At 73.0% G+C, this 21,651-nt stretch carries 15 protein-coding genes; 5 read left to right on the forward strand and 10 right to left on the reverse strand.

Going from position 1 to position 21,651, the window contains the following annotated elements; genetic code table 11:
• Positions 1 to 104: 104 nt before the first annotated feature.
• From ACWGIS_RS32635 to ACWGIS_RS32650, 4 genes are all read right to left on the reverse strand, one after another.
• Positions 105 to 1,553: a S28 family serine protease gene (locus ACWGIS_RS32635; protein ID WP_453366114.1), complete on the reverse strand. Its 1,449-nt coding sequence runs from the start codon at positions 1,551 to 1,553 to the stop codon at positions 105 to 107.
• Positions 1,554 to 1,719: 166 nt separating this feature from the next.
• Positions 1,720 to 2,106 (reverse strand): hypothetical protein, encoded by a 387-nt coding sequence (locus tag ACWGIS_RS32640; protein ID WP_453366115.1) that lies wholly within the window; start codon positions 2,104 to 2,106, stop codon positions 1,720 to 1,722.
• 85 nt (positions 2,107 to 2,191) lie between these two features.
• Entirely contained in the window at positions 2,192 to 5,929 is a 3,738-nt protein-coding gene (locus ACWGIS_RS32645; protein WP_453366116.1) for an ABC transporter ATP-binding protein, read from the reverse strand.
• Positions 5,930 to 6,072: 143 nt separating this feature from the next.
• Positions 6,073 to 6,996 (reverse strand): serine hydrolase, encoded by a 924-nt coding sequence (locus ACWGIS_RS32650; protein WP_453366117.1) that lies wholly within the window; start codon positions 6,994 to 6,996, stop codon positions 6,073 to 6,075.
• Between the two features lie 289 nt (positions 6,997 to 7,285).
• Between ACWGIS_RS32650 and ACWGIS_RS32655 the strand changes: the two genes are divergently transcribed.
• Both ACWGIS_RS32655 and ACWGIS_RS32660 read left to right on the forward strand, forming a co-directional pair.
• Positions 7,286 to 8,089 carry an endonuclease I family protein gene (locus ACWGIS_RS32655; RefSeq protein WP_453366118.1) on the forward strand — a complete coding sequence of 268 codons (804 nt, stop codon included), beginning with the start codon at positions 7,286 to 7,288 and terminating at the stop codon, positions 8,087 to 8,089.
• Between the two features lie 182 nt (positions 8,090 to 8,271).
• Positions 8,272 to 9,762 (forward strand): FG-GAP-like repeat-containing protein, encoded by a 1,491-nt coding sequence (locus ACWGIS_RS32660; RefSeq protein WP_453366119.1) that lies wholly within the window; start codon positions 8,272 to 8,274, stop codon positions 9,760 to 9,762.
• 85 nt (positions 9,763 to 9,847) lie between these two features.
• Here the strand turns inward: ACWGIS_RS32660 and ACWGIS_RS32665 are convergent, their stop codons facing one another.
• The 3 genes from ACWGIS_RS32665 to ACWGIS_RS32675 are packed head-to-tail and all read right to left on the reverse strand — an operon-like array spanning position 9,848 to position 14,018.
• Entirely contained in the window at positions 9,848 to 11,533 is a 1,686-nt protein-coding gene (locus ACWGIS_RS32665) for a thiamine pyrophosphate-binding protein (RefSeq protein WP_453366120.1), read from the reverse strand.
• Positions 11,530 to 12,501, reverse strand: coding sequence for an agmatinase (speB, locus tag ACWGIS_RS32670; protein ID WP_355780768.1), 972 nt, complete (start codon positions 12,499 to 12,501; stop codon positions 11,530 to 11,532). Before speB ends, ACWGIS_RS32665 begins: the two co-directional genes overlap by 4 nt.
• 53 nt (positions 12,502 to 12,554) lie before the next feature.
• The gene (locus ACWGIS_RS32675) at positions 12,555 to 14,018 is read right to left on the reverse strand and encodes a sodium:solute symporter (protein ID WP_453366121.1); all 1,464 of its coding nucleotides are present in this window, start codon (positions 14,016 to 14,018) and stop codon (positions 12,555 to 12,557) included.
• 191 nt (positions 14,019 to 14,209) lie between these two features.
• Between ACWGIS_RS32675 and ACWGIS_RS32680 the strand changes: the two genes are divergently transcribed.
• Both ACWGIS_RS32680 and ACWGIS_RS32685 read left to right on the forward strand, forming a co-directional pair.
• Complete coding sequence (locus ACWGIS_RS32680; protein WP_453366122.1) at positions 14,210 to 16,123, forward strand: PucR family transcriptional regulator ligand-binding domain-containing protein; 1,914 nt, start codon at positions 14,210 to 14,212, stop codon at positions 16,121 to 16,123.
• Between the two features lie 97 nt (positions 16,124 to 16,220).
• Positions 16,221 to 17,009 carry a phosphatase gene (locus tag ACWGIS_RS32685; RefSeq protein WP_453366123.1) on the forward strand — a complete coding sequence of 263 codons (789 nt, stop codon included), beginning with the start codon at positions 16,221 to 16,223 and terminating at the stop codon, positions 17,007 to 17,009.
• 152 nt (positions 17,010 to 17,161) lie between these two features.
• On the opposite strand, the gene ACWGIS_RS32690 is transcribed toward ACWGIS_RS32685, so the two are convergent.
• The 3 genes from ACWGIS_RS32690 to ACWGIS_RS32700 all read right to left on the reverse strand — a co-directional run bounded on the left by ACWGIS_RS32690 (position 17,162) and on the right by ACWGIS_RS32700 (position 19,941).
• Complete coding sequence (locus ACWGIS_RS32690) at positions 17,162 to 18,043, reverse strand: acyl-CoA thioesterase (protein WP_453366124.1); 882 nt, start codon at positions 18,041 to 18,043, stop codon at positions 17,162 to 17,164.
• A gap of 35 nt (positions 18,044 to 18,078) precedes the next feature.
• A complete protein-coding gene (locus ACWGIS_RS32695; protein WP_453366125.1) occupies positions 18,079 to 19,236 on the reverse strand; it encodes an acyl-CoA dehydrogenase family protein in 1,158 nt (385 codons plus the stop codon).
• A gap of 102 nt (positions 19,237 to 19,338) precedes the next feature.
• Entirely contained in the window at positions 19,339 to 19,941 is a 603-nt protein-coding gene (locus ACWGIS_RS32700) for an SACE_7040 family transcriptional regulator (RefSeq protein ID WP_355788934.1), read from the reverse strand.
• An 86-nt stretch (positions 19,942 to 20,027) separates the two neighbouring features.
• On the opposite strand from ACWGIS_RS32700, the gene ACWGIS_RS32705 reads away from it, so the two are divergent.
• Positions 20,028 to 21,644, forward strand: coding sequence for a carboxyl transferase domain-containing protein (locus ACWGIS_RS32705; protein ID WP_453366126.1), 1,617 nt, complete (start codon positions 20,028 to 20,030; stop codon positions 21,642 to 21,644).
• Positions 21,645 to 21,651 lie beyond the last annotated feature (7 nt).

The raw sequence follows: 21,651 nt of genomic DNA on the forward strand, positions 1-21,651 counted from the left end.
GAGTGACCCCCCCGGGGGGGGGGCGGTTTTTGTTTCACCCCCCCCCCCCCCCCCCCCGCGCCCCGCCCCCCCGGGGGCCCGCGGGGGCGGGCGCGGCGCGGTGGTTACGGACGCAGCGCGGGCTCGCGCTCGACGTCCCGCTTGTCCAGCCTGGCGTCGAACTTCGCCAGCGGCTTCGCGGCCGCCGGGTCCGCCTGGACGGCCGCCGAGGCGACTCCCGCCCATTCCAGGATGCGGGCGGTGGCGAACGCCTTCTCGTCGGCGACGAGTCCGGCGACGTTGGCGCCGTGGTTCAGACCGGGCGCCGTCATCACGTACGAGTCCTTCGCGCCCTTGCCGAGCCGGAAGCGCTCGGCGCCCCACGGGTCGTTCTGGCCGTAGACGAACAGCATGTGGCGCGCGTTGTGGCGCACCCAGGTGTCGACGTCGCGCATCGCCCACGGCTGGAACTTCATGGAGATGTCGCGCGGCACGAAGTTCCGCGGCGGCTGGTACCCGTAGCGGATGTACTGCTTCTCGATGTACGGGAACTCGATGGTGGGCGCTCCGAGCTGCGTACCGGCCTGGTAGTAGTACGGCGTGTACGTGGTCAGGCCCTGGTCCGTGTAGGCGGAGAAGCCGGAGATCGTGTCGACGGAGGTCCAGATCTCGTCGTCCGTGGCGTGCGCCGCGTCGGCCGGGATGTCCTCGCAGTCGGAGAGCAGGCTGTACTGCCAGAAGCCCCAGACGTAGTCCAGGACGACCGCCTCGTAGGCCCGGTCCAGGCTGCCGATGGTGGTGAAGGTGTAGCCCTGGGCGGCCGCCAGCTGCTCGTACCTCTTCTCCAGCGGCTCGCGGCGGACGAGCGCCTCGCGCTGCACCGCGTTCAGCCGGTCGCGGCACTCCTTGGTGCCGACGTTGGCGAAGAAGCGGTCGTAGGCGGAGTCCTCGTTGTTCACCACGTCGTTCGGGGCGACGTAGGCGACGACGCCGTCCATGTCACGCGGGTAGAAGCGCTCGTAGTACGTGGCGGTCATGCCGCCCTTGGAGCCGCCCGTGGAGATCCACTTCTTGCCGTAGACCGGCTTGAGCGCCGTGAAGATGCGGTGCTGGTCGCTGGCCGCCTGCCAGATGTCCAGCTTGCTCCAGTCGGCCGGGGCCGGACGGGACGGCGTGAAGTAGCGGTACTCCATGGAGACCTGGTTGCCGTCGACGATCTGGGTCGGCTCGCGGCGGCCGGGGTTGGTGGAGACGTTGTAGCCGCCGGTGTAGAAGACCGTCGGGCGCGCGGTGTCCTTGTGCAGCACGGTGACGCGCTGCTGGAACGTGCCCTTGGACGGGTTCCGGTGGTCGACGGGCTGGGTGTAGTTGAGGACGAAGAAGCGGTACCCGGTGTACGGCTTCTCCTCGATCAGACTCATGCCCGGTATCGCGAGCAGCTGGTCCTTGATGTCCGTACCGGTGGTGCCGGTGGTGCCGGTGGCCTCCGGCTGGGCGGCGGTGGCCGCCCCGGCCGTGCTCAACGTGCCGATGAGCACCGTGAGCGCCAGCAGCCATCTGAGCGCCTTGCGCATGCACCCTCCCCTGGGAAATACGCGGATGTCCGCCGGAACCTAGCGGAGCAACACCCGGTGCACCAGGGGATGTTGAGGCTACCTGCCGGAATTGTGCCCGATCGGGCGCTATCGGCCCGGCTTCGGAGCGGAAGCGGGCCGGTACGCGCACCGGTCCGGGCCCCGTTCAGCAGAGGATCCAGCCCGAACTGACCGAGCCGGAGCCGACGGACCCCTCGACGCGCACGCAGCGGCCTCCGGCGTGCACGGTCACCGGGCCGGCGTGGTGCGTGTAGCGCCCCCTGTCGACGACGGGCCGGCTGCCGCGCGCCTGCACGCTCACCGACATCGACTTGCGCGCGCCCTGCCTCTTGGGGAACGTCACCGCGCACACGTAGCCGCTGCGCTTGTAGACCTGGACGGAGCCGGTGGTGAAGGACAGGGTGCGGACCTTGCGTCCCGAGCAGTAGGAGGCGGCCTCCGCGCTGCCGGGCCCGGCGAGGGCGAGCAGCCCGGACGCGGTCAGCACGGCCGTGCCGAGGGCCAGCCTCCGGCGTATCGCACCACTGTCCACAGTCGTCCCTCCCGCGCAGCCATCAGCGTACTGGTGTACGGACGCAGGACGTACGTCGGATGGTTGCGCGGGAGGAGACGCGCCGTCAGGCGGTGGAGGGGACCGGCTCCCCGGGCTCGGGCGCGCCCACGAAGGTGCGCCACAGCTCGGCGTACCGGCCGCCGAGCCGCAGCAGTTCCTCGTGGGTGCCGTCCTCGGCGACGCGGCCGTGGTCCATGACCACCACCCGGTCGGCGCGGGCGGCCGTGGTCAGCCGGTGGGCCACCACCAGCGTCGTACGGCGGCCCGCGATCCGGTCGGTGGCCTGGTTGACCAGTGCCTCGGTGGCGAGGTCCAGGGCGGCGGTGGCCTCGTCGAGCAGCAGGATGTCCGGGTCGACGAGCTCGGCGCGGGCGAGCGCGATCAGCTGGCGCTGGCCCGCCGACAGGTTCCGGCCGCGCTCGGCGACCTCGTGCAGATAGCCGCCGTCGAGGGTGGCGATCATGTCGTGGGCGCCGACCGCGCGGGCCGCCGCCTCGACCTCGGCGTCGGTGGCGTCGGGGCGGCCGTAGGCGATGGCGTCGCGGACCGTGCCCTGGAAGAGGTACGCCTCCTGCGGGACGACGCCGAGCCGGTGGCGGTAGGAGGTGAGGTCGAGGTCGCGCAGGTCGGTGCCGTCCACGGTGACCCGCCCGCCGCTCGGGTCGTAGAACCGGGCCACCAGCTTCACCAGGGTCGACTTCCCCGCCCCGGTCTCGCCGACGAACGCGACGGTCTGCCCGGCGGGGACGGTCAACGTGACCCCGCTGAGGGCCTCCTCGTCGTCGCCGTAGGCGAAGTCGACGTCCTCGAAGGCGATCTCGCCGCGCAGGGAGAGCACGTCGAGCGGTTCGGCCGCGGACCGGGTCGACGTCGGCTCGCGCAGCAGCTCCTGGATGCGGCCCAGCGAGACGGTCGCCTGCTGGTAGCCGTCGAAGACCTGGGAGAGCTGCTGCACGGGCGCGAAGAACAGGTCGATGTAGAGGAGGTAGGCGACCAGGGCGCCGGTGGTGAGCGTGCCGGCGTCCACCCGGTGGGCGCCCACGATCAGGACGGCGGCCGCGGCCACCGAGGACAGCAGCTGCACGAAGGGGAAGTACACGGAGATCAGGCGCTGGCCGCGGATGCGGGCCTGCCGGTAGCTGTCGCTGCCCTCCGCGAAGCGCTCGCGGCCCGCCTCCTCGCGCCGGAAGGCCTGGAGGATGCGCAGCCCGGAGACGGACTCCTGGAGGTCGGCGTTGACCACCGACACGCGCTCGCGGGCCAGCTCGTACGCCTTCACGCTCGCCCGGCGGAAGAAGAAGGTGCCGACGATCAGCGGGGGCAGCGTCGCGAAGACCACCAGCGCCAGCTGCACGTCGATCACCAGCAGCGCGCCCATGATGCCGAAGAAGGTGACGACCGAGACGAACGCGGTGACCAGGCCGGTCTGGAGGAAGGTGGACAGCGCGTCCACGTCCGTCGTCATCCGGGTCATGATCCGGCCGGTCAGCTCGCGCTCGTAGTAGTCGAGTCCGAGCCGCTGGAGCTGCGCGAAGATCTTCAGCCGGAGCGAGTAGAGGACCCGCTCACCGGTGCGCCCGGTCATCCGGGTCTCGCCGATCTGCGCCGCCCACTGGACGAGCACGGTGAGCAGGGCGAGGACGGCGGCCGTCCAGACCGCGGCGCGCGAGAGCTGCGAGACGCCCTCGTCGATGCCGTGCCGGATCATCACCGGCAGCAGCAGGCCCATGCCGGCGTCGACGGCGACCAGCCCGAGGCTCACCAGCAGCGGCAGCCCGAAGCCGCGCAGCAGCCGGCGCAGCCCGTAGGACTCCTCCGGCATGACCGCGCGCGCCTCGTCGATGCCGGGGGTCTCGGTCGCCGGGGGCAGCGCCTCGACCTGCGAGAGGAGTTCCGGGGTGGCGGGCATCCCGGCGATCGCGTTGTCCTTCGGCTCGCGGTCGCCGGTCCACAGGTGCGGGGTGACACCGCGCTCGGCGTCGAACTCGGCGTCGAGTTCGTCGCGTACGGAGGTGTCCTCCCGCTCCGCGGCGGGCGCGGCGCGGCCGGGCGAGACGCCGCCCAGCTCGTCCGGGTCGGTGAGCAGCCGCCGGTACAGGGCGGAGCGTTCCTGCAGCTCCTCGTGCGTGCCGAGGTCGGCGAGCCGCCCGCCGTCGAGCACGGCGATGCGGTCGGCGAGGTTCAAGGTGGAACGGCGGTGCGCGATGAGGAGGGTCGTGCGGCCCCGCATGACCTGGGCGAGGGCCTCGTGGATCTCGTGCTCGACCCGGGCGTCCACGGCGGAGGTGGCGTCGTCCAGGACGAGCAGCCGCGGGTCGGTGAGGAGGGCGCGGGCGAGGGCCATCCGCTGGCGCTGGCCGCCGGAGAGGGTCAGTCCGTGCTCGCCGACGGCCGTGTCGTAGCCGTCGGGCAGCTCGGCGATGAAGCGGTGGGCCTGGGCGGCGCGGGCGGCGGTCTCGATCTCCTCCTGCGTGGCGTCCGGGCGGCCGTAGGCGATGTTGGCGCGGACGGTGTCGGAGAAGAGGAAGGAGTCCTCGGGGACCAGTCCGATCGCGGCGCGCAGCGACTCCTGGGTCAGTTCGCGGACGTCGTGGCCGCCGACCAGGACGGCGCCGTGGGTGACGTCGTAGAAGCGCGGCAGCAGCAGCGAGACGGTGGACTTGCCGGAGCCGGAGGAGCCGACGACCGCGAGGGTCTCGCCGGGGCGGATCTCGAAGGAGAGGCCGTCGAGGACGGGGCGGCCCTCCTCGTAGCCGAAGGAGACGTCGTCGAACTCGACGGTGGCGGGCGCGTCGGCGGGCAGCGCCTTGGTGCCGTCCTCGATGGACGGCTCGGTGTCGATCAGCTCCAGGACGCGCTCGGCGCCCGCGCGGGCCTGCTGGCCGACGGTGAGCACCACGGCGAGCATCCGCACCGGCCCGACGAGCTGGGCGAGGTAGGACGAGAAGGCGACGAAGGTGCCGAGGGTGATCTGTCCGCGCACCGCGAGCCAGCCGCCGAGGGCGAGCATCGCGACCTGGCCGAGGGCGGGCACGGCCTGGAGCGCCGGGGTGTACTTGGCGTTGAGCCTGATGGTGCGCAGCCGGCCGGCGAACAGCCTGCGCCCCACCTCCCGGAGCTTCCCGGTCTCCTGGTCCTCCTGGCCGAAGCCCTTCACGACCCGGACGCCGCTGACGGCGCCGTCGACGACCCCGGCCACGGCGGCGGCCTGCGCCTGCGCGTACCAGGTGGCGGGGTGCAGCCTGGTGCGGCTGCGCTTGGCGATGAACCAGAGGGCGGGGGCGACGGCGAGCGCGACCCCGGTGAGCGGCAGGGACAGCGAGGCCATGATCCCGAGCGAGATCAGGAAGAGCAGGACGTTGCCGATGGTCATCGGCAGCATGAAGAGCAGGCCCTGGATCAGCTGGAGGTCGCTGGTGGCCCGGCCCACGACCTGGCCGGTGGACAGCTCGTCCTGGCGGCGGCCGTCGAGGCGCGTGATCGTCGCGTACATGTCCGTGCGCAGGTCGTGCTGGACGTGCAGGGCGAGCCGTCCGCCGTAGTAGCGCCGGATGTAGGTCATGACGTAGACGAGGACGGCGGCGCCTATGAGGGCGCCGGCCCAGGGCGCCATGTCCTTGGTGTGGTTCCCCACGACGTCGTCGATGATCACCTTGGTGACGAGCGGGACCAGTGCCAGGACGGCCATGCCCCCGAGGGACGAGCCGAGCGCCAGCACGACGTCCTTGGGGTAGCGCCACGCGTACCCGGCCAGTCGCCGCACCCAGCCGGGTTCGCCCGCCGCGCCCTGTTCCGCTGCCACGCAGATGCCTTCCGTCGTTCCTGTTCCGCCGGAAGGCACCAACACGGATCGGGGCGGATTTCATCCCTCCGCACCTTTCGCCGCCCGGCGGAGGGCGCGCGGAACGGCCGGGCGGCGAACGTCGCGGCGGGGCGGGCGGGGCGTCAGCCGGCGGCCGGCACGGCCGGGAACGCCTCGCGCGGTGTGTCGGTCGGCGTGTACCGCTGGGCGGTGGGCACGCTCGGCACCAGGTCCCGGTGGATGACCTTGGCCACGGCCTGGATGGTGGCGACGCCGTAGTCCATGGTGCTGTTGCCGTGGGTGAGCACGGAGATCGTGTAGTTGTGGCCGGCCCCGTCGAAGGTGCCGACGCTGTGCACGCGCCAGCCGTTGGTGGCGCGCGACAGCCAGCCGTTCTTGACGTGCACGGCGACCGTGGAGGGCGCGCCGGCCGGGGTGCCCCAGCGCTGCGAGGAGATGACCTTGCCCATCAGCTTCAGGACGTAGGCGCGGGCGTTGTCGCTCAGCACGGTGTTCCGGGCGGTGAGCAGCGCGAGCAGCTTCTGCTCGTCACGCACGGTGATCTGGGTCAGGCCCCAGTAGCCGTCGGCGCCGGGCTTGGTCTGGGTCATGCCGGCCGCGGTGAGGAAGCCCTTGATCCTGGCGAGGCCGAGCTGGCGCCACAGGGTGCTGGTCGCGGCGTTGTCCGACCGGGTGATCATGGCGGTGGCGAGGTCGGCCTCGCGCTGCGTGAGGTAGCGGTTGTGCTTCTTCGCGTCCCACAGCAGCGTGGCGAGCACGGTCACCTTGACCACGCTGGCGGAGTCGAAGGCGCTGCCGGAGCGCAGCGTGCAGGTGGTGCCGGTCGTACGGTCGCGGAGGCCGACGGCGACGGTGCCCCGGCGGCCGGCGAGCGCGGCGGTGATGTCGCGCTGGAGCTTGTCGGCGAGGCCCGCCCGGTCCGACGTGCAGGTGACCTGCGCCGCCGTGGCCGAGGCCGGCGTCGCGGCGGCGACCAGCGGCACGAGCACGCCGACGCCGAGGCCGGCCGCGAGCACGCGGGCGCGCCCGGATATCCGGTGAGTCATGAAGGCTTCCCATCCCCTGAGGCGATAGCGAGTGCGCCCCCTGCACACTCGCCCCCCTTTGACCGGGCCGGGGCGCGAAAAGTTGTACGAGTCCCACGACGGTTTCGGCCGATTCCGGCACCCCCGACCGGGGGTCCGGCGCGGGTCGCGGGTGAAGTCTGGGGCGTCGGCGCGGACTTGCCCGCTTCCGACACACAACGGTCACATCTCGTTCACCCCCAGAAGCGCATGTCCATGTCACGCTCCCGATTGCCCGCTCAATCAACCCGCGTAGAACGGACGTCCCCACATGCCCGCCACGCACACACGCCGCTGGAAGACGCTGGCGCTGTCCGCCTCGGCCCTGCTCGTCGCGCTCGCCGTCCCGACGGTGACCGCCTCCCCCGCGAGCGCGACGACGACGGCGTACGACACCACGTACTACAAGAACGCCGTCGGCAAGACCGGGTCGAGCCTCAAGTCCTCGCTGCACACCATCATCAGCAGCCAGAGCAAGATCTCGTACTCCGCGGTCTGGAACGCCCTCATGGCCACCGACCAGGACCCGAACAACAGCAACAACGTGATCCTGCTCTACAGCGGCGTCTCGCGCGCCAAGTCCCTCAACGGCGGCGACCTCGGGGACTGGAACCGGGAGCACACCTGGGCCAAGTCCCACGGCGACTTCGGCGAGGTGACCGGCCCCGGCACGGACCTGCACCACCTGCGCCCGGCGGACGTCCAGGTGAACAGCATCCGCGGCAACAAGGACTTCGACAACGGCGGGTCCACCGTCAGCGGCGGGGGCGGCAGCCTCACCGACTCCGACTCCTTCGAGCCGCGCGACGCGGACAAGGGCGACGTGGCCCGCATGATCCTCTACATGGCGGTGCGCTACGACGGCGGCGACGGCTTCGCCGACCTCGAACCCAACGAGAGCGTCAGCAACGGCAGCAACCCCTACATGGGCCGGCTCGCCGTGCTCAAGCAGTGGAACGCCGAGGACCCGCCGAGCGCCTTCGAGGAGAAGCGCAACCAGGTCATCTACTCGACGTACCAGCACAACCGCAACCCCTTCATCGACCACCCGGAATGGGTGGAGGCGATCTGGTAGGTCCTGGTAGTCGCCTGAACTCCCCGCGTGACAACGGGAGTTCAGGCGCCGTCCGGCGTCCCCGGCCAACACCGGGTGACGAAGGAACGGCCAACGGGCGTACAACCAGTGACGCCCCGCCCGAGTCGCACTCCCTGGACGCGTCGGACCACCGCGTCCACCGGAACGACGAAAGGCACTCGATGTCCCGAGCACGACGAAGGACCCGCTCCGCGCGACTCACCGCACCCCTGGCCGCCGCCGCGATGCTGGCCGGCGGGGTCGGCACCTGGGCCCTGACCGGCGCCTCCGCCCAGGCCGCGGGGGGATCGGCGGACGCCCGGGACGACTTCAACGGGGACGGCTACGCCGACCTGGTGGTGGGGGCCCCGGGCGCGACGGTGTCCGGCCAGGCCAAGGCGGGGTACGTGGCCGTCCTGTACGGCTCCCCCGGCGGCCTCTCCACCGCGAACAAGAAGATCGTCAGCCGCTCCACCAGCGGAGTGCCCGGCGCCGCCACCGCGGGCCAGCGCTTCGGATCGGCCTTCAGCAAGGCCGACCTGGACAAGGACGGCTTCACCGACCTCGTCGTCGCCGGCGGCACGGCCGGCTCCGTCGTCCTGTGGGGCTCCGCCTCCGGCCTCACCGGCGGCACCGCCCTCGCCGGGTACGGGGCCGCGCCCCAGGCCGGTGACTTCGACGGCGACGGCACCACCGACCTCGCCCTGTTCGCCGCCCAGTCCGTCGGCGGCGACGACCCCGCGGGCGCCGCGGCCGCCCTGTGGAAGGGCCCCCTCTCCCGCACCGGCCGGCCCGCCGCCGTCCTGAACATCCTGGACACGTCCGAGTGGTGGGGCTACGACGAGGACGACGCCTCCTGCGCCACCGGCGGCGGCTGCGAGGAGGACGGCGACTCGATCACCGGCCCCGTCGTCTCCGGCCAGGTCGGCGACTTCGACGGCGACGGCCGGGACGACCTCGTCCAGTGGCGGTACGAGGGCGACGGCGTGTGGGGCAACCGCCTCCTCTACGGCGGCACTTCGGGCTTCACCAAGGGGCGTGCGCCCGGCGAGGACACCTCCCGCGAGGGCGTCGGCACCGGCGTCGGGGACATCGACCACGACGGCTACGACGACGTCGTGGTCGGCGGCGACGGCTGGAACGGCAAGGCGCGGATCGCGTTCGGCTCGGCCTCCGGCCTGTCCGGGACGCGGGTGCAGAGCTTCGACCAGGACCTGCCCGGCTTCCCCGGCGCCGAGGAGGAGGGAGACGGACTCGGCACCTCCGTCTCGGTCGCCGACGTCACGGGCGACGGCTACGCGGACATCGCGCTGGGCATCGCGGGCGAGGACGTCAAGGACATCGCCGACGCCGGCTCGGTCGCGCTGCTCCACGGCGGCCCGACCGGCGTCACGGGCGCCGGGACCCAGGTGTTCCACCAGGACACCGCGGGCGTCCCCGGGGTCGCCGAGGCGGACGACCGGTTCGGCGTGAGCACCGCGCTGCTGGACGTCGACGGCAACGGCCACCGCGACCTGGCCGCGGGCTCCACCGCCGAGAACGGCACCGACGGAGCGGTGTGGATCCTGCGCGGCACCTCGTCCGGGCTCACCACGACGTCGGCGCTCGCCTTCGGCGCCGCGAAGCTGTCCGCGCCCGCGACGGACGCGCTGTTCGGCGCTCCGCTGCGCTGACGGACCCCGCACACGCAGAAGCGCCGGGGAGCGTGCGTACACGTTCCCCGGCGCGTTCCGCTTCTCGGCCTGGGCCCCGCGCCGGTCAGCCCAGATGCGTCGGCGCGAACATCCGCAGCACCGCGGGGAGCACGACCACCGAGGGGCCGGGGGTGGAGAGCGCCTTCGCGAGGTCCGTCTCCAGCGTCTCGGGCGTCGTCCGGACCCCCGGGACCCCGAACGACTCGGCGAGCGCGACGTAGTCGGGCCGGGCCAGCTCCGTCGCCGTGGCCGCGCCGAAGGTGTCCGTCATGTACTCGCGCAGGATGCCGTAGCCGCCGTCGTCGACGATCAGCCAGGTGACGTCCAGCCCGTACTGCACGGCCGTGGCCAGCTCGGCGACGGAGTACAGCGCGCCGCCGTCGCCGGAGACCGCGAGGACGGGCCGGGTCGGGTCGGCCACGGCGGCGCCCAGGGCCGCCGGGAATCCATAGCCGAGACCGCCCGCGCCCTGGGCCGAGTGCATGAGGTTCGGGCCCTTGGCGTCGAACGCCGACCAGGCCCAGTACGCGAGGATCGTCATGTCCCAGAAGGACGGCGAGCCGGCGGGCAGGGCCCTGCGGACCGACGCCAGCACCCGCTGCTCCAGCGCGAGTTCCTGCCCGGCGATCCGGTCGGCGACCTTCGCGAGAACGGTACGGACCCGCTCGGCGGCTGTGTCGTCCCGCCTCGGCGACACCGTCTCCAGCAGCGCCTGCAAGGCCGGCCGCGCGTCGGCGTGGATGCCCAGCGCCGGGTGGTTGGCCTCCAGCTTGCCGAGGTCCGCCTCGATCTGGACGACGCGGCCCCGCGGCGCGAACGTGTGGTAGTTCGAGGACAGTTCACCGAGACCGGAGCCGACCACCAGCAGGACGTCCGCGTCCTCCAGGAAGTCCGTCGTGTGCCGGTCCTCCAGCCAGGACTGGAGCGAGAGCGGGTGCGTCCAGGGGAAGGCGCCCTTGCCGCCGAAGGTGGCGACCACCGGCGCGTTCAGCTTCTCGGCCAGCGCCCGCAGCTTCCCGGACGCGTCCGCCCGTACGACACCGCCGCCCGCGATGATCGCCGGGCGCTTCGCGCGGGACAGCAGGTCGGCGGCCAGCGCCGTCAGTTCGGGGCGCGGGACGACGTCCTCGGGCGTCGCGTCCATCGCGGTGACCACGGGCAGCCGGGCCTCGGCGAGGAGCACGTCCTGCGGGATCTCCACCCACACCGGGCCGTGCGGGGCCGTCAGCGCCGACTCCCAGGCCGCCGCGATCGCGGACGGGATCTGGGACTGCGCACGGACCGTGTGGACGGACTTCACCACACCCCGGAACGAGGCCTGCTGGTCGGGGAGTTCGTGCAGGTAGCCGTGGCGCCCGCCGCCCAGTCCCGCGGTCGGCACCTGGCTGCTGATCGCCAGGACGGGCGCCGAGGCGGCGGCCGCCTCCTGGAGCGCGGCCAGCGAGGTCAGCGCCCCGGGGCCGGTCGACAGCAGCAGCGGCGCCGCCTCACCGGTGATGCGGCCGTAGGCGTCGGCGGCGAACCCCGCGTTGTTCTCGACGCGCAGCCCGACGTACCGCAGGGGCGAGCGGCGCAGCGCGTCGAACATGCCCAGCGCGTGCTGGCCGGGCAGTCCGAACACGGTGGTCGCGCCGAGACCGGCGAGGGTCTCCACGACGAGGTCCCCGCCGTTGCGGCCGGGCGGGGGGTTGAGCGCCGCCTCCGTCTGGGCGGCGGTCGGCCGCAGGTCCAGGTCGTGGTCGTGGGTCACTTCGCGGCCTTCTCCTCGGCGATCTGGCGGGACATGATCGTCGTCAGCTCGTACGCCGTGTGGGACGCGGCGACCGCGGTGATCTCGGCGTGGTCGTAGGCGGGCGCGACCTCGACGACGTCCGCGGAGACCAGGTGGCAGGACGACAGGCCGCGCAGGATCTCCAGCAGCTCGCGGGAGGTCATGCCGCCCGCCTCGGGGGTGCCGGTGCCGGGGGCGTGCGCCGGGTCGAGGCAGTCGATGTCGATGGAGATGTACAGCGGGCGGTCGCCGATGCGCTGGCGCAGCTGGTCGGCGACCTCGTCGGCGCCCCGGCGGTAGATGTCGGCGGAGGTGACGATGCCGAAGCCCATCTTCTCGTCGTCGGTGAGGTCCTGCTTGCCGTACAGCGGGCCGCGGGTGCCGACGTGGGAGAGCGCCTCGGTGTCGAGGATGCCCTCCTCGACGGCCCGGCGGAACGGGGTGCCGTGCGTGTACTCGGCGCCGAAGTAGGTGTCCCAGGTGTCGAGGTGGGCGTCGAAGTGGAGCAGGGCGACCGGGCCGTGCTTCTTGGCGACCGAGCGCAGCAGCGGCAGCGCGATGGTGTGGTCGCCGCCGAGGGTCATCAGGCGGGCGCCGGTGCCGAGCAGCTCGTCCGCCGCCGCCTCGACGGTCTCGACGGCCTCGTTGATGTTGAACGGGTTCGCGGCGATGTCACCCGCGTCGGCGACCTGCGCGAGGGCGAAGGGGGAGGCGTCCTGCGCCGGGTTGTAGGGCCGCAGGAGCCGGGACGCCTCGCGGATCGCGTTGCCGCCGAAGCGGGCGCCCGGCCGGTACGAGACGCCCGAGTCGAACGGGACGCCGACCACGGCGACGTCGGCCGAGCCGACCTCGTCCAGGCGCGGCAGCCGGGCGAAGGTCGCGGGACCCGCGTACCGCGGGATGCGGGACGAGTCGACGGGGCCGCGGGGCGTCTCGTTGCTGCTCATGATGGGGTGCTCTCTTTCCTACGCTTCGTCGCGTATGTACGACTGGTACGACTCTACTGGTGAGCCGGGACGGGTTCGGACAAGGGTTCGGCGCCGCGGCCGGTGAGCCGCTCCCGCCAGGCGGCGAGCACGGCGGCCTCGGTCGGCCGGGTGGCCAGGGACACCACCACGTAGGCGGCCAGCGAGGAGAGCAGGCCGTAGTAGACGGGCTCGTTCGCGAGGATGCCGTAGGCCGCCATCAGGCCGACGACGGCCACGCCGCCGACCGCGACGGAGGCCAGGGCGCCGGGCGCGGTCCCCCGCTTCCACAGCAGCCCGCCGAGGATCGGGACCAGCAGGCCGCCGACGAGCAGGTTGTAGGCGACGGTGAGCGCCTCGACCACGTTGTTGAGGGCGATGGCGATGCAGATCACCGCGATGCCCATGATCAGGATGAACGCGCGGTTGCCGCGCACCTCGTCGCGTTCCCCGTCCCCGTCCCGGGTGACGGCTCCCCGGAGCCGGGACCAGATGTCGTTGTTGGCGACGGTGGCGCAGGCGATCAGCGCGCCGGAGGACGTCGACATGACGGCGGCAAGCGCGGCGGCCAGCACCAGGCCCCGCACGCCGACCGGGAGTTCGTCCTTGACGATGGTCGCGAAGGCGGCGTCGGCGCTGGGCAGCTTCGGGTAGAGGACCTTGGCCGCCGTGCCGATGACGGCGCCGGCCAGCGCGTACACCAGGCAGTAGGTGCCGGCGACGGTGCCGCCCCACTTGGCCGTGGTGTCGCTGCGGGCGGTGAAGACGCGCTGCCAGATGTCCTGCCCGATCAGCATGCCGAACGTGTAGATCAGCACGTACGTGAAGATGGTCTCGCCGCCGATGCCCAGCGGGTCGAAGTACGACGTGGGCAGCTCCGCCCTCATCTCGGCGAAGCCGCCGGCCTTGACGACGGCGATGGGCAGCAGGAGCAGCAGCACGCCGATCGTCTTCACCACGAACTGCACCATGTCGGTGAGCGTGATGGACCACATGCCGCCCAGCGTCGAGTACGCGACCACGATCGAACCGCCGAGGACGATCGCGAGGGTGCGGTTCATGTCGAAGAGGACGTCGAAGATGGTGGCGTACGCGATGGTCGAGGTCACCGCGAGCATCAGCGTGTACGCCCACATGACCACGCCGGAGATGACGCCGGCCCGGCCGCCGTAGCGCAGGTCGAGCATCTCCGAGACGGTGTAGACCTTCAGCCGGGCGATGCGGGCGGAGAAAGAGACGGAGAGGGCGAGGAGCCCGAGGCCGATGGTGAAGACCATCCAGGCGCCGGAGAGCCCGTACTGGTAGCCGAGGCCGACGCCGCCGATGGTGGAGGCGCCGCCGAGCACGATCGCCGCCATGGTGCCGGAGTACATCGCGGGCCCGAGGCGGCGGCCCGCGACGAGGAACTCGCTCTTGGACCGGGCGCGGCGCATGCCCCACCAGCCCATGGCCAGCATGCCGGCCAGATAGACGACGATCACGGTGTAGTCGACGGCCATGGGGGCCTCCTTCGCGCGCTCTCGGTGGCGTGTCGTGCGGCGGGGACGCGGCCGGCGCATGTCGCGCGGCCGGCGGTACGGCAGCTGGTCGCGGGGACATCCGCCCGTACCCGCGGCTACCGACGGCTCCGACCCTAGGTGGCCGGAAAGCGACTGCGAAGTGTACGTTTCATCCATTCACGCCGCCCCGGATGGAGGGAACGTCCACCGTGCCGGACCCGTCGGCCACGCCGGCCCAGTCAGCCCCGCCCGGCCCGCCCGTCCCGCCGACCCCGCCGGTGCCGCTGGGCGCGCTGCTGGCCCGGGACGACCTGGGGCTGCGCCAGATCGCGGGCCCGGCCGACCCCGGTACGGCGATCCACTGGGCGCACACCTCGGAGATGGCCGACCCCTACCCGTACCTGCTGGGCGGTGAGCTGCTGCTGACCGCCGGGGTGCACATCCCGGAGGCGGCGGGCTCGGGGACCTACTTCGACGACTACGTGTCCCGGATCGTCGCCGCGGGCGGGGCGGCCCTCGGCTTCGGTCTGGCGCCGGTGCACGACACGGTCCCGCGCGCGCTGGTCGCCGCCTGCGAGACGTACGCGCTCCCCCTGCTGGAGGTGCCGCCGCAGACCACGTTCTCGGGCGTCGCCCGCGCCGTCTGGCAGCTGATGGCCCAGGCCCGCCTGGCGGAGCTGCGCCGCGTCACCGAGGCCCAGCAGAGCCTCGCCGCGGCCGCCGCCCGGCCCGACCCCGTCCCGGCCGTGCTGCGCCGGCTGGCCCGGCACACCGACGGCTGGGCGGCCCTGTACGGCCCCGAGGGCCGGGAGCTCGCCACCGCGGGCCGCGTCCCACGGCCCCCGGCGCCCACCCCGGCGCCGCGCACGTCCGCGGACACCAGCGCGCGGCCCACCGCCGGGACGGCGGAGCCCGGCACGACCGACGCGGCGTCCAAAGCGCAGCCCCCGGGACCTGAAGCGGCGGCATCCGGCCCCCGCCCGGCGGATTCCGCGCCCGGGGCGGCGGAACCCGCCTCCGAAGCCGGTGTCCAGCGGTCCGGCGTGCTGGGCGCGGCGCCCGGCACGACCGAGTCGGCGTCCGGCGCGACGGCGACCGGGACACCCGCCCCGGCACCCGGCGCCGCAGCACCCCGCCCCCGTCCGGCGGGGTCCGCACCAGGCCGCCACCCGGCGGATTCCGCGCCCGCGGGGGCGGACCCCGGCTCCGGGGGTGTGGTCGTGGGGGCGTTGCGGGAGCTGGCCGGGGTGGTGCGGCCGGGCGGGCGAGCGGGGGGCGCCGTTCCGCCGGGGCCCTCGTCCGCCACCGACACCGTGGGCGGGGTCCACCTCGCCGCCTACGCCCTCGGGGCCGGCCAGGGCTTCGTCCTCGGGGTCGCCGCGGCCCGGCGCGCCCCCGGCGACCACACGATCGCCTCCGTGGCCGCCGTCCTGCTGTCGCTCCTCACCGGGGAGCACCAGAGCGGGTCGGGGGCGGCCCGCTCCGCGGCCCTGGTCCGGCTGCTGCTCGGGGCCGCCCCCGGGGAGGTGGCACCGCTGCTCGGCGCCGAGCGGGTCTTCGTGGTGCACGCCCGGCCCGCCGGCGACACCCCCGCACCGGACGCCGTCGCCGCCTCCGCGCTCGGCGCCGCACTCGGCTCCCCGCTCGTCGACGCGGGCGACGACGTCGTACGCGTCCTCGTCCCGGCCGGCCGGGAACCAGCCCCGCAGCCCGGCTGGACCTGCGGGGTCAGCGCTCCCGCCGGCCCGGACGGGTGGGCCGCCGCGGACACCCAGGCCGCCCGCGCCCTGGCCCGCGCCCGGGCCACCCGCGCGGCGCTGGTGCGGCACGGGGAGCGTCCGGCGCTCGCGGATCTCGTGCCCGCGTCCGACGCCGAGGCGCACGCGCGGGCCCTGCTCGCCCCCGTCGCCGAGCGGCCCGCCCTGACCGAGACCCTGCGCACCTGGCTGTCCCTGCACGGGAGCTGGGACCGCACGGCGGTGGCGCTGTCCGTGCACCGCAACACCGTGCGGCAGCGCATCACGCGGTGCGCGGCCCTGCTGGCGGCGGACCTCGACGACCCCGACGTACGGATGGAGCTGTGGTTCGCCCTGAGGGAGCCGTGAACGAGGGAGGCCACCGGGGTCCCCGCGCGGAGTGACGCACGTCCCAGGGCTCGGGACACCGGCGCCCCGGACGGGCCGCCCCGGCACAATGGGAGGCATGCCGATATCCGGGACTCCCAGCCGCGCCGAGCTCGTCGACCACCTCGTACGGACCCGTATCGCGGGCGACGTCGCCACGCCCCGCGAGAACAACCTCTCCCACTACCGGAAGCTGGCGAACGGCGACCGCAACTTCTGGCTCGGGCTCGAGCTCGGCGACCGCTGGAGCGACGAGCAGGACGTGCTCGCCGTGATGGCGGAGCGGTGCGGCGTGAACGACGACCCGGAGTACCGCTACGGCCAGGACACCATCGACCCGGAGCTGACCGTCGACGCCCTGGACCGGATGGCCGCCCGGCTGCGCAAGGCGGCGGCCGGCGAGGAGCGGGTGCTGTTCGCCACCGGGCACCCCGGCGGCCTGCTCGACGTGCACCGCGCGACCGCCGACGCCCTGCGCCGGGCCGGCTGCGAGATCGTCGTCATCCCGGCGGGACTCCAGACGGACGAGGGGTACGTCTTCCAGTTCGCGGACGTGGCGGTGCTGGAGCACGGAGCCTCGCTGTGGCACACCCACTCGGGCGAGCCGATGCGCGCGATCCTGGCCGGCCTGGAGCGGGACGGCCGCCCGCTGCCCGACCTGGTCGTCGCCGACCACGGCTGGGCGGGCTTCGCCGGCCAGTCCGGCATCGACTCCATGGGCTACGCCGACTGCAACGACCCGGCGCTCTTCCTCGCCGAGGCCGAGGGCACGCTCCAGGTGACGATCCCCCTCGACGACCACGTCACCAGCCCCCGCCACTACGACCCGATGACGGCGTACCTGCTGAACGCGGCGGGCCTGGAGTAGCCGGCGCCCGGGCCCCCAGAGCTCGCGAGGGCTCGTGAGGGCTGGCGGGGGCTTGCGGTGGGAGGACGGCGGACGTGCTGCCACCGCCCGGTCGCGCCGGTCCCTCGGCACGCCGGCCGGTCCCGGTCCCTCGGTACGCCGAAGGCGTGAAGTCAGCGGGGGACGCGGACGACGCCCTCCTGGATCACCGTGATGGCGAGCCGCCCGTCCTGGGTGTAGATCCGGGCCTGGCCGAGCCCGCGGCCACCGGAGGCGGACGGCGACTCCTGGTCATACAGCAGCCACTCGTCGGCGCGGAACGGCCGGTGGAACCACATCGCGTGGTCCAGCGAGGCGCCGACGACGTCCCCGATCGCCCAGCCGCCGCGCCCGTGCGGGAGCAGCACCGAGTCCAGCAGCGTCATGTCGGAGACGTAGGTCGCCAGGCAGACGTGCAGGAGGGGTTCGTCGATGGCGCCGCCGAGCTTGCCGTTGGTGCGGAACCACACCTGGGAGCGGGGCTCGCGGACCTCGCCGACGCTGCCGAAGGGCGGCGGGTCGACGTAGCGCAGGTCGACGGCCTCGCGGGCCTCGGCCAGACGCCGGGCCACGCCCGGTTCGGTGAAGACGTCGGCGTAGCGCGGCAGCATCTCGGCCGTGGTCGGCAGCGTCTCGGGGTCCGGGGCCGGCGGCATGGCGGCCTGGTGCTCCAGGCCCTCCTCGTACGTCTGGAAGGACGCGGAGAGGTGGAAGATCGGCTGCCCGTGCTGGACGGCGACGACGCGGCGGGTGGTGAAGGAGCGCCCGTCACGGATGCGGTCGACGGTGTAGACGATGGGCGCGCCCGGGTCCCCGGCGCGCAGGAAGTACGCGTGCAGGGAGTGGGCGGGCCGGTCGGCGGGGACGGTGCGGCCCGCGGCGACCAGTGCCTGCGCCGCCACCTGTCCCCCGAACACGCGGGGGACGACGGCGGAGCGGGACTGGCCGCGGAAGATGTCCTGCTCGATCCGCTCGAGGTCGAGCAGATCGAGCAGGGACTGAAGTGCCTGACTCATGGCGTCAGTTGTACCGTGAACTTTTTTCGCGGGCCTTACAGACCCATGTCCTTGGCGATGATCGTCTTCATGATCTCGCTGGTGCCGCCGTAGATGCGGTTGACGCGGTTGTCGGCGTACAGGCGGGCGATCGGGTACTCGTTCATGAAGCCGTAGCCGCCGTGCAGCTGGAGGCAGCGGTCGATCACGCGGTGCGCGACCTCGGTGCAGAACAGCTTCGCGGACGCGGCCTCGGCCGGGGTCAGCTCGCCCGCGTCGAGGGCCTCCAGGGCGCGGTCGGCGACGGCCTGGGCGGCGTCCACCTCGGCCTGGCAGGCGGCCAGCTCGAACTTGGTGTTCTGGAAGGAGGCGACGGTCTTGCCGAAGACGGTGCGCTCCTGGACGTACTGCTTGGCGAACCGGACGGCAGCGGCGGCCTGGGCGTAGGCGCCGAAGGCGATGCCCCAGCGCTCGGACGCCAGGTTGTGGCCGAGGTAGGAGAAGCCCTTGTTCTCCTCGCCGAGGAGGTCCTCGACGGGGACCTTGACGTCGACGAACGCCAGCTCGGCGGTGTCGGAGGTCTTCAGGCCCAGCTTGTCCAGCTTGCGGCCGATGGAGTAGCCCTCGGACTTGGTGTCCACGGCGAACAGGGAGATGCCGTGGCGGCGGTCCTCGGCCGTCGGCGCGGAGGTGCGGGCGCAGACGATGACGCGGTCGGCGTGGACGCCGCCGGTGATGAAGGTCTTGGAGCCGTTGAGGACGTAGTGCGTGCCGTCCTCGGAGGGCCGGGCGGTGGTCTTCATGCCCGCGAGGTCGGAGCCGGTGCCCGGCTCGGTCATCGCGAGGGCCCACATCTCCTCGCCGGAGACGAACTTCGGCAGGAAGCGCTTCTTCTGCTCGTCGGTGGCGAGCATCTTGATGTAGGGCAGGCCGAGCAGCACGTGCACGCCGGAGCCGCCGAACTGGACACCCGCGCGCGCGGTCTCCTCGTACATGACGGCTTCGAACTTGTACGAGTCGATGCCCGCGCCGCCGAACTCCTCGGGGACGCGGATGCCGAAGACACCCAGCTCGGCGAGCTTGTAGTAGAAGTCGCGCGGCGCCTGGCCCGCGGCGAACCACTCGTCGTAGACGGGTACGACCTCGGCCTCGATGAAGGCCCGGAGGGTCTCCCGGAACGCCTCGTGATCCTCGTTGAACACCGTACGGCGCACCGCCGCCACCTCCGTCTGGGGTATCTGTCTAAGCGCTTGCTCAGACCCCAGGTTACCCGTCGGTCAAGACGGTCGTCCAGAGCGCTCACCCCATGACCCTCGTCACGCCACGGGGGCCGCTCCGGCCGCCTGGAAGGCCCCGCGGGCCATGCGGTGCAGCAGCTCCGCGGTGCCCGCGCGGCCGGGCAGGGCGCCGGGCCGGCCCAGGTGGGGCGTGGAGTTGAGGAGCCCGAAGACGGAGTGCACGGCCGAGCGCGCCGCGGGCTCGGCGAGGTCCGGGTAGACCTCGCGGACGACCTCCACCCACAGCTCCACGTACTGCCGCTGGAGCTGGCGCACGAGCTTGCGGTCGCTGTCCCGGAGGCGGTCCAGCTCACGGTCGTGCAGGGTGATCAATGGGCGGTCGTCGAGCGCGAAGTCGATGTGCCCCTCGATGAGCGAGTCGAGGACCGCCTCCGAGCCGCCCCGGGCCTCCGCGACCCGGCGCCTGCCGCCCGTCAGCAGTTGGCCGCTGATGCCCACGAGCAGCTCGGCGAGCATCGCGTCCTTGCCCGCGAAGTGCCGGTACAGGCCGGGGCCGCTGATGCCGACGGCCGCTCCTATCTCGTCCACTCCTACGCCGTGGAAGCCGCGCTCGGCGAACAGCCGGGCGGCCTCCCTGAGGATCTGCTCGCGACGGGTGGGGGCGTCGGTTCTGGTGGCCATGGAAGCGATTCTAGACAGGGAGGTTAGCGGTCGTTAACCTGAAGGAAATGCGTTAACGCTCATTAACAAGGTGAGGGGACCGCAGGATGCACGAGGCACCGGAGCTGACGAGCGCGGCAGATCCCGCGTCGGAGGCCTGGAGGGCCAACGAGGCGGCGCACCACGCGCTGGGCGAGGAGTTGCGGCGCAGGCTCGCCGCGGCCCGGCTCGGCGGTGGTGAGCGGGCCAGGGAGCGGCACACCGCGCGGGGCAAGCTGCTGCCCCGCGACCGGGTGGACACGCTCCTGGACCCGGGCTCGCCCTTCCTGGAGCTGGCGCCGCTGGCGGCCGAGGACATGTACGGCGGAGCGGCACCGGCCGCCGGGGTGATCGCCGGGATCGGGCGGGTGAGCGGCCGCGAGTGCGTGGTCGTCGCCAACGACGCCACGGTCAAGGGCGGCACGTACTACCCGATGACGGTGAAGAAGCACCTGCGCGCCCAGGAGGTGGCTCTGGAGAACCGCCTCCCGTGCATCTACCTGGTCGACTCGGGCGGCGCGTTCCTGCCGATGCAGGACGAGGTCTTCCCCGACCGGGACCACTTCGGGCGGATCTTCTACAACCAGGCGCGGATGTCGGGCGCCGGCATCCCGCAGATCGCCGCGGTGCTCGGCTCCTGCACGGCGGGCGGCGCGTACGTCCCGGCGATGAGCGACGAGGCCGTGATCGTGCGCGGCCAGGGCACGATCTTCCTCGGCGGCCCGCCCCTGGTGAAGGCCGCGACCGGCGAGGTCGTCACCGCCGAGGAGCTGGGCGGCGGCGAGGTGCACGCGCGGGTGTCCGGCGTGACCGACCACCTCGCGGAGGACGACGCGCACGCACTGCGCATCGTCAGGACCATCGCCGCGACGCTCCCCGCGCGCGGGGAGCTGCCCTGGACGGTCGAGCCGGCCGTCGAGCCCAAGGTGGACCCCGCCGGGCTGTACGGCGCGGTCCCGGTGGACTCGCGCACCCCCTACGACGTGCGCGAGGTCATCGCCCGCGTGGTCGACGGTTCGCGCTTCGCCGAGTTCAAGGCGGAGTTCGGGCAGACCCTGGTGACCGGCTTCGCCCGGATCCACGGGCACCCGGTCGGCATCGTCGCGAACAACGGCATCCTCTTCTCCGAGTCCGCCCAGAAGGGCGCCCACTTCATCGAGCTGTGCGACCAGCGCGGCATCCCGCTGGTGTTCCTGCAGAACATCTCCGGGTTCATGGTGGGCCGCCAGTACGAGGCCGGCGGCATCGCCAAGCACGGCGCCAAGATGGTCACGGCCGTCGCCTGCACGCGCGTGCCGAAGCTGACCGTGGTGATCGGCGGCTCGTACGGCGCGGGCAACTACTCGATGTGCGGCCGGGCGTACTCGCCGCGCTTCCTGTGGATGTGGCCGAACGCCAAGATCTCCGTGATGGGCGGCGAGCAGGCCGCGTCCGTCCTCGCCACCGTCAAGCGGGACCAGGCGGAGGCCCGCGGGGAGTCCTGGCCGGCCGAGGAGGAGGAGGCCTTCAAGGACCCGATCCGCGCCCAGTACGAGCGGCAGGGGAACGCCTACTACGCGACGGCCAGGCTCTGGGACGACGGTGTGATCGACCCGACGGAGACCCGGCAGGTGCTGGGCCTCGCCTTGACCGCGTGCGCCAACGCCCCGCTGGGTGATCCCGGCTTCGGCGTCTTCCGGATGTGAGGGGACC

The sequence above is a fragment of the Streptomyces sp. NPDC054842 genome, from assembly GCF_053611025.1.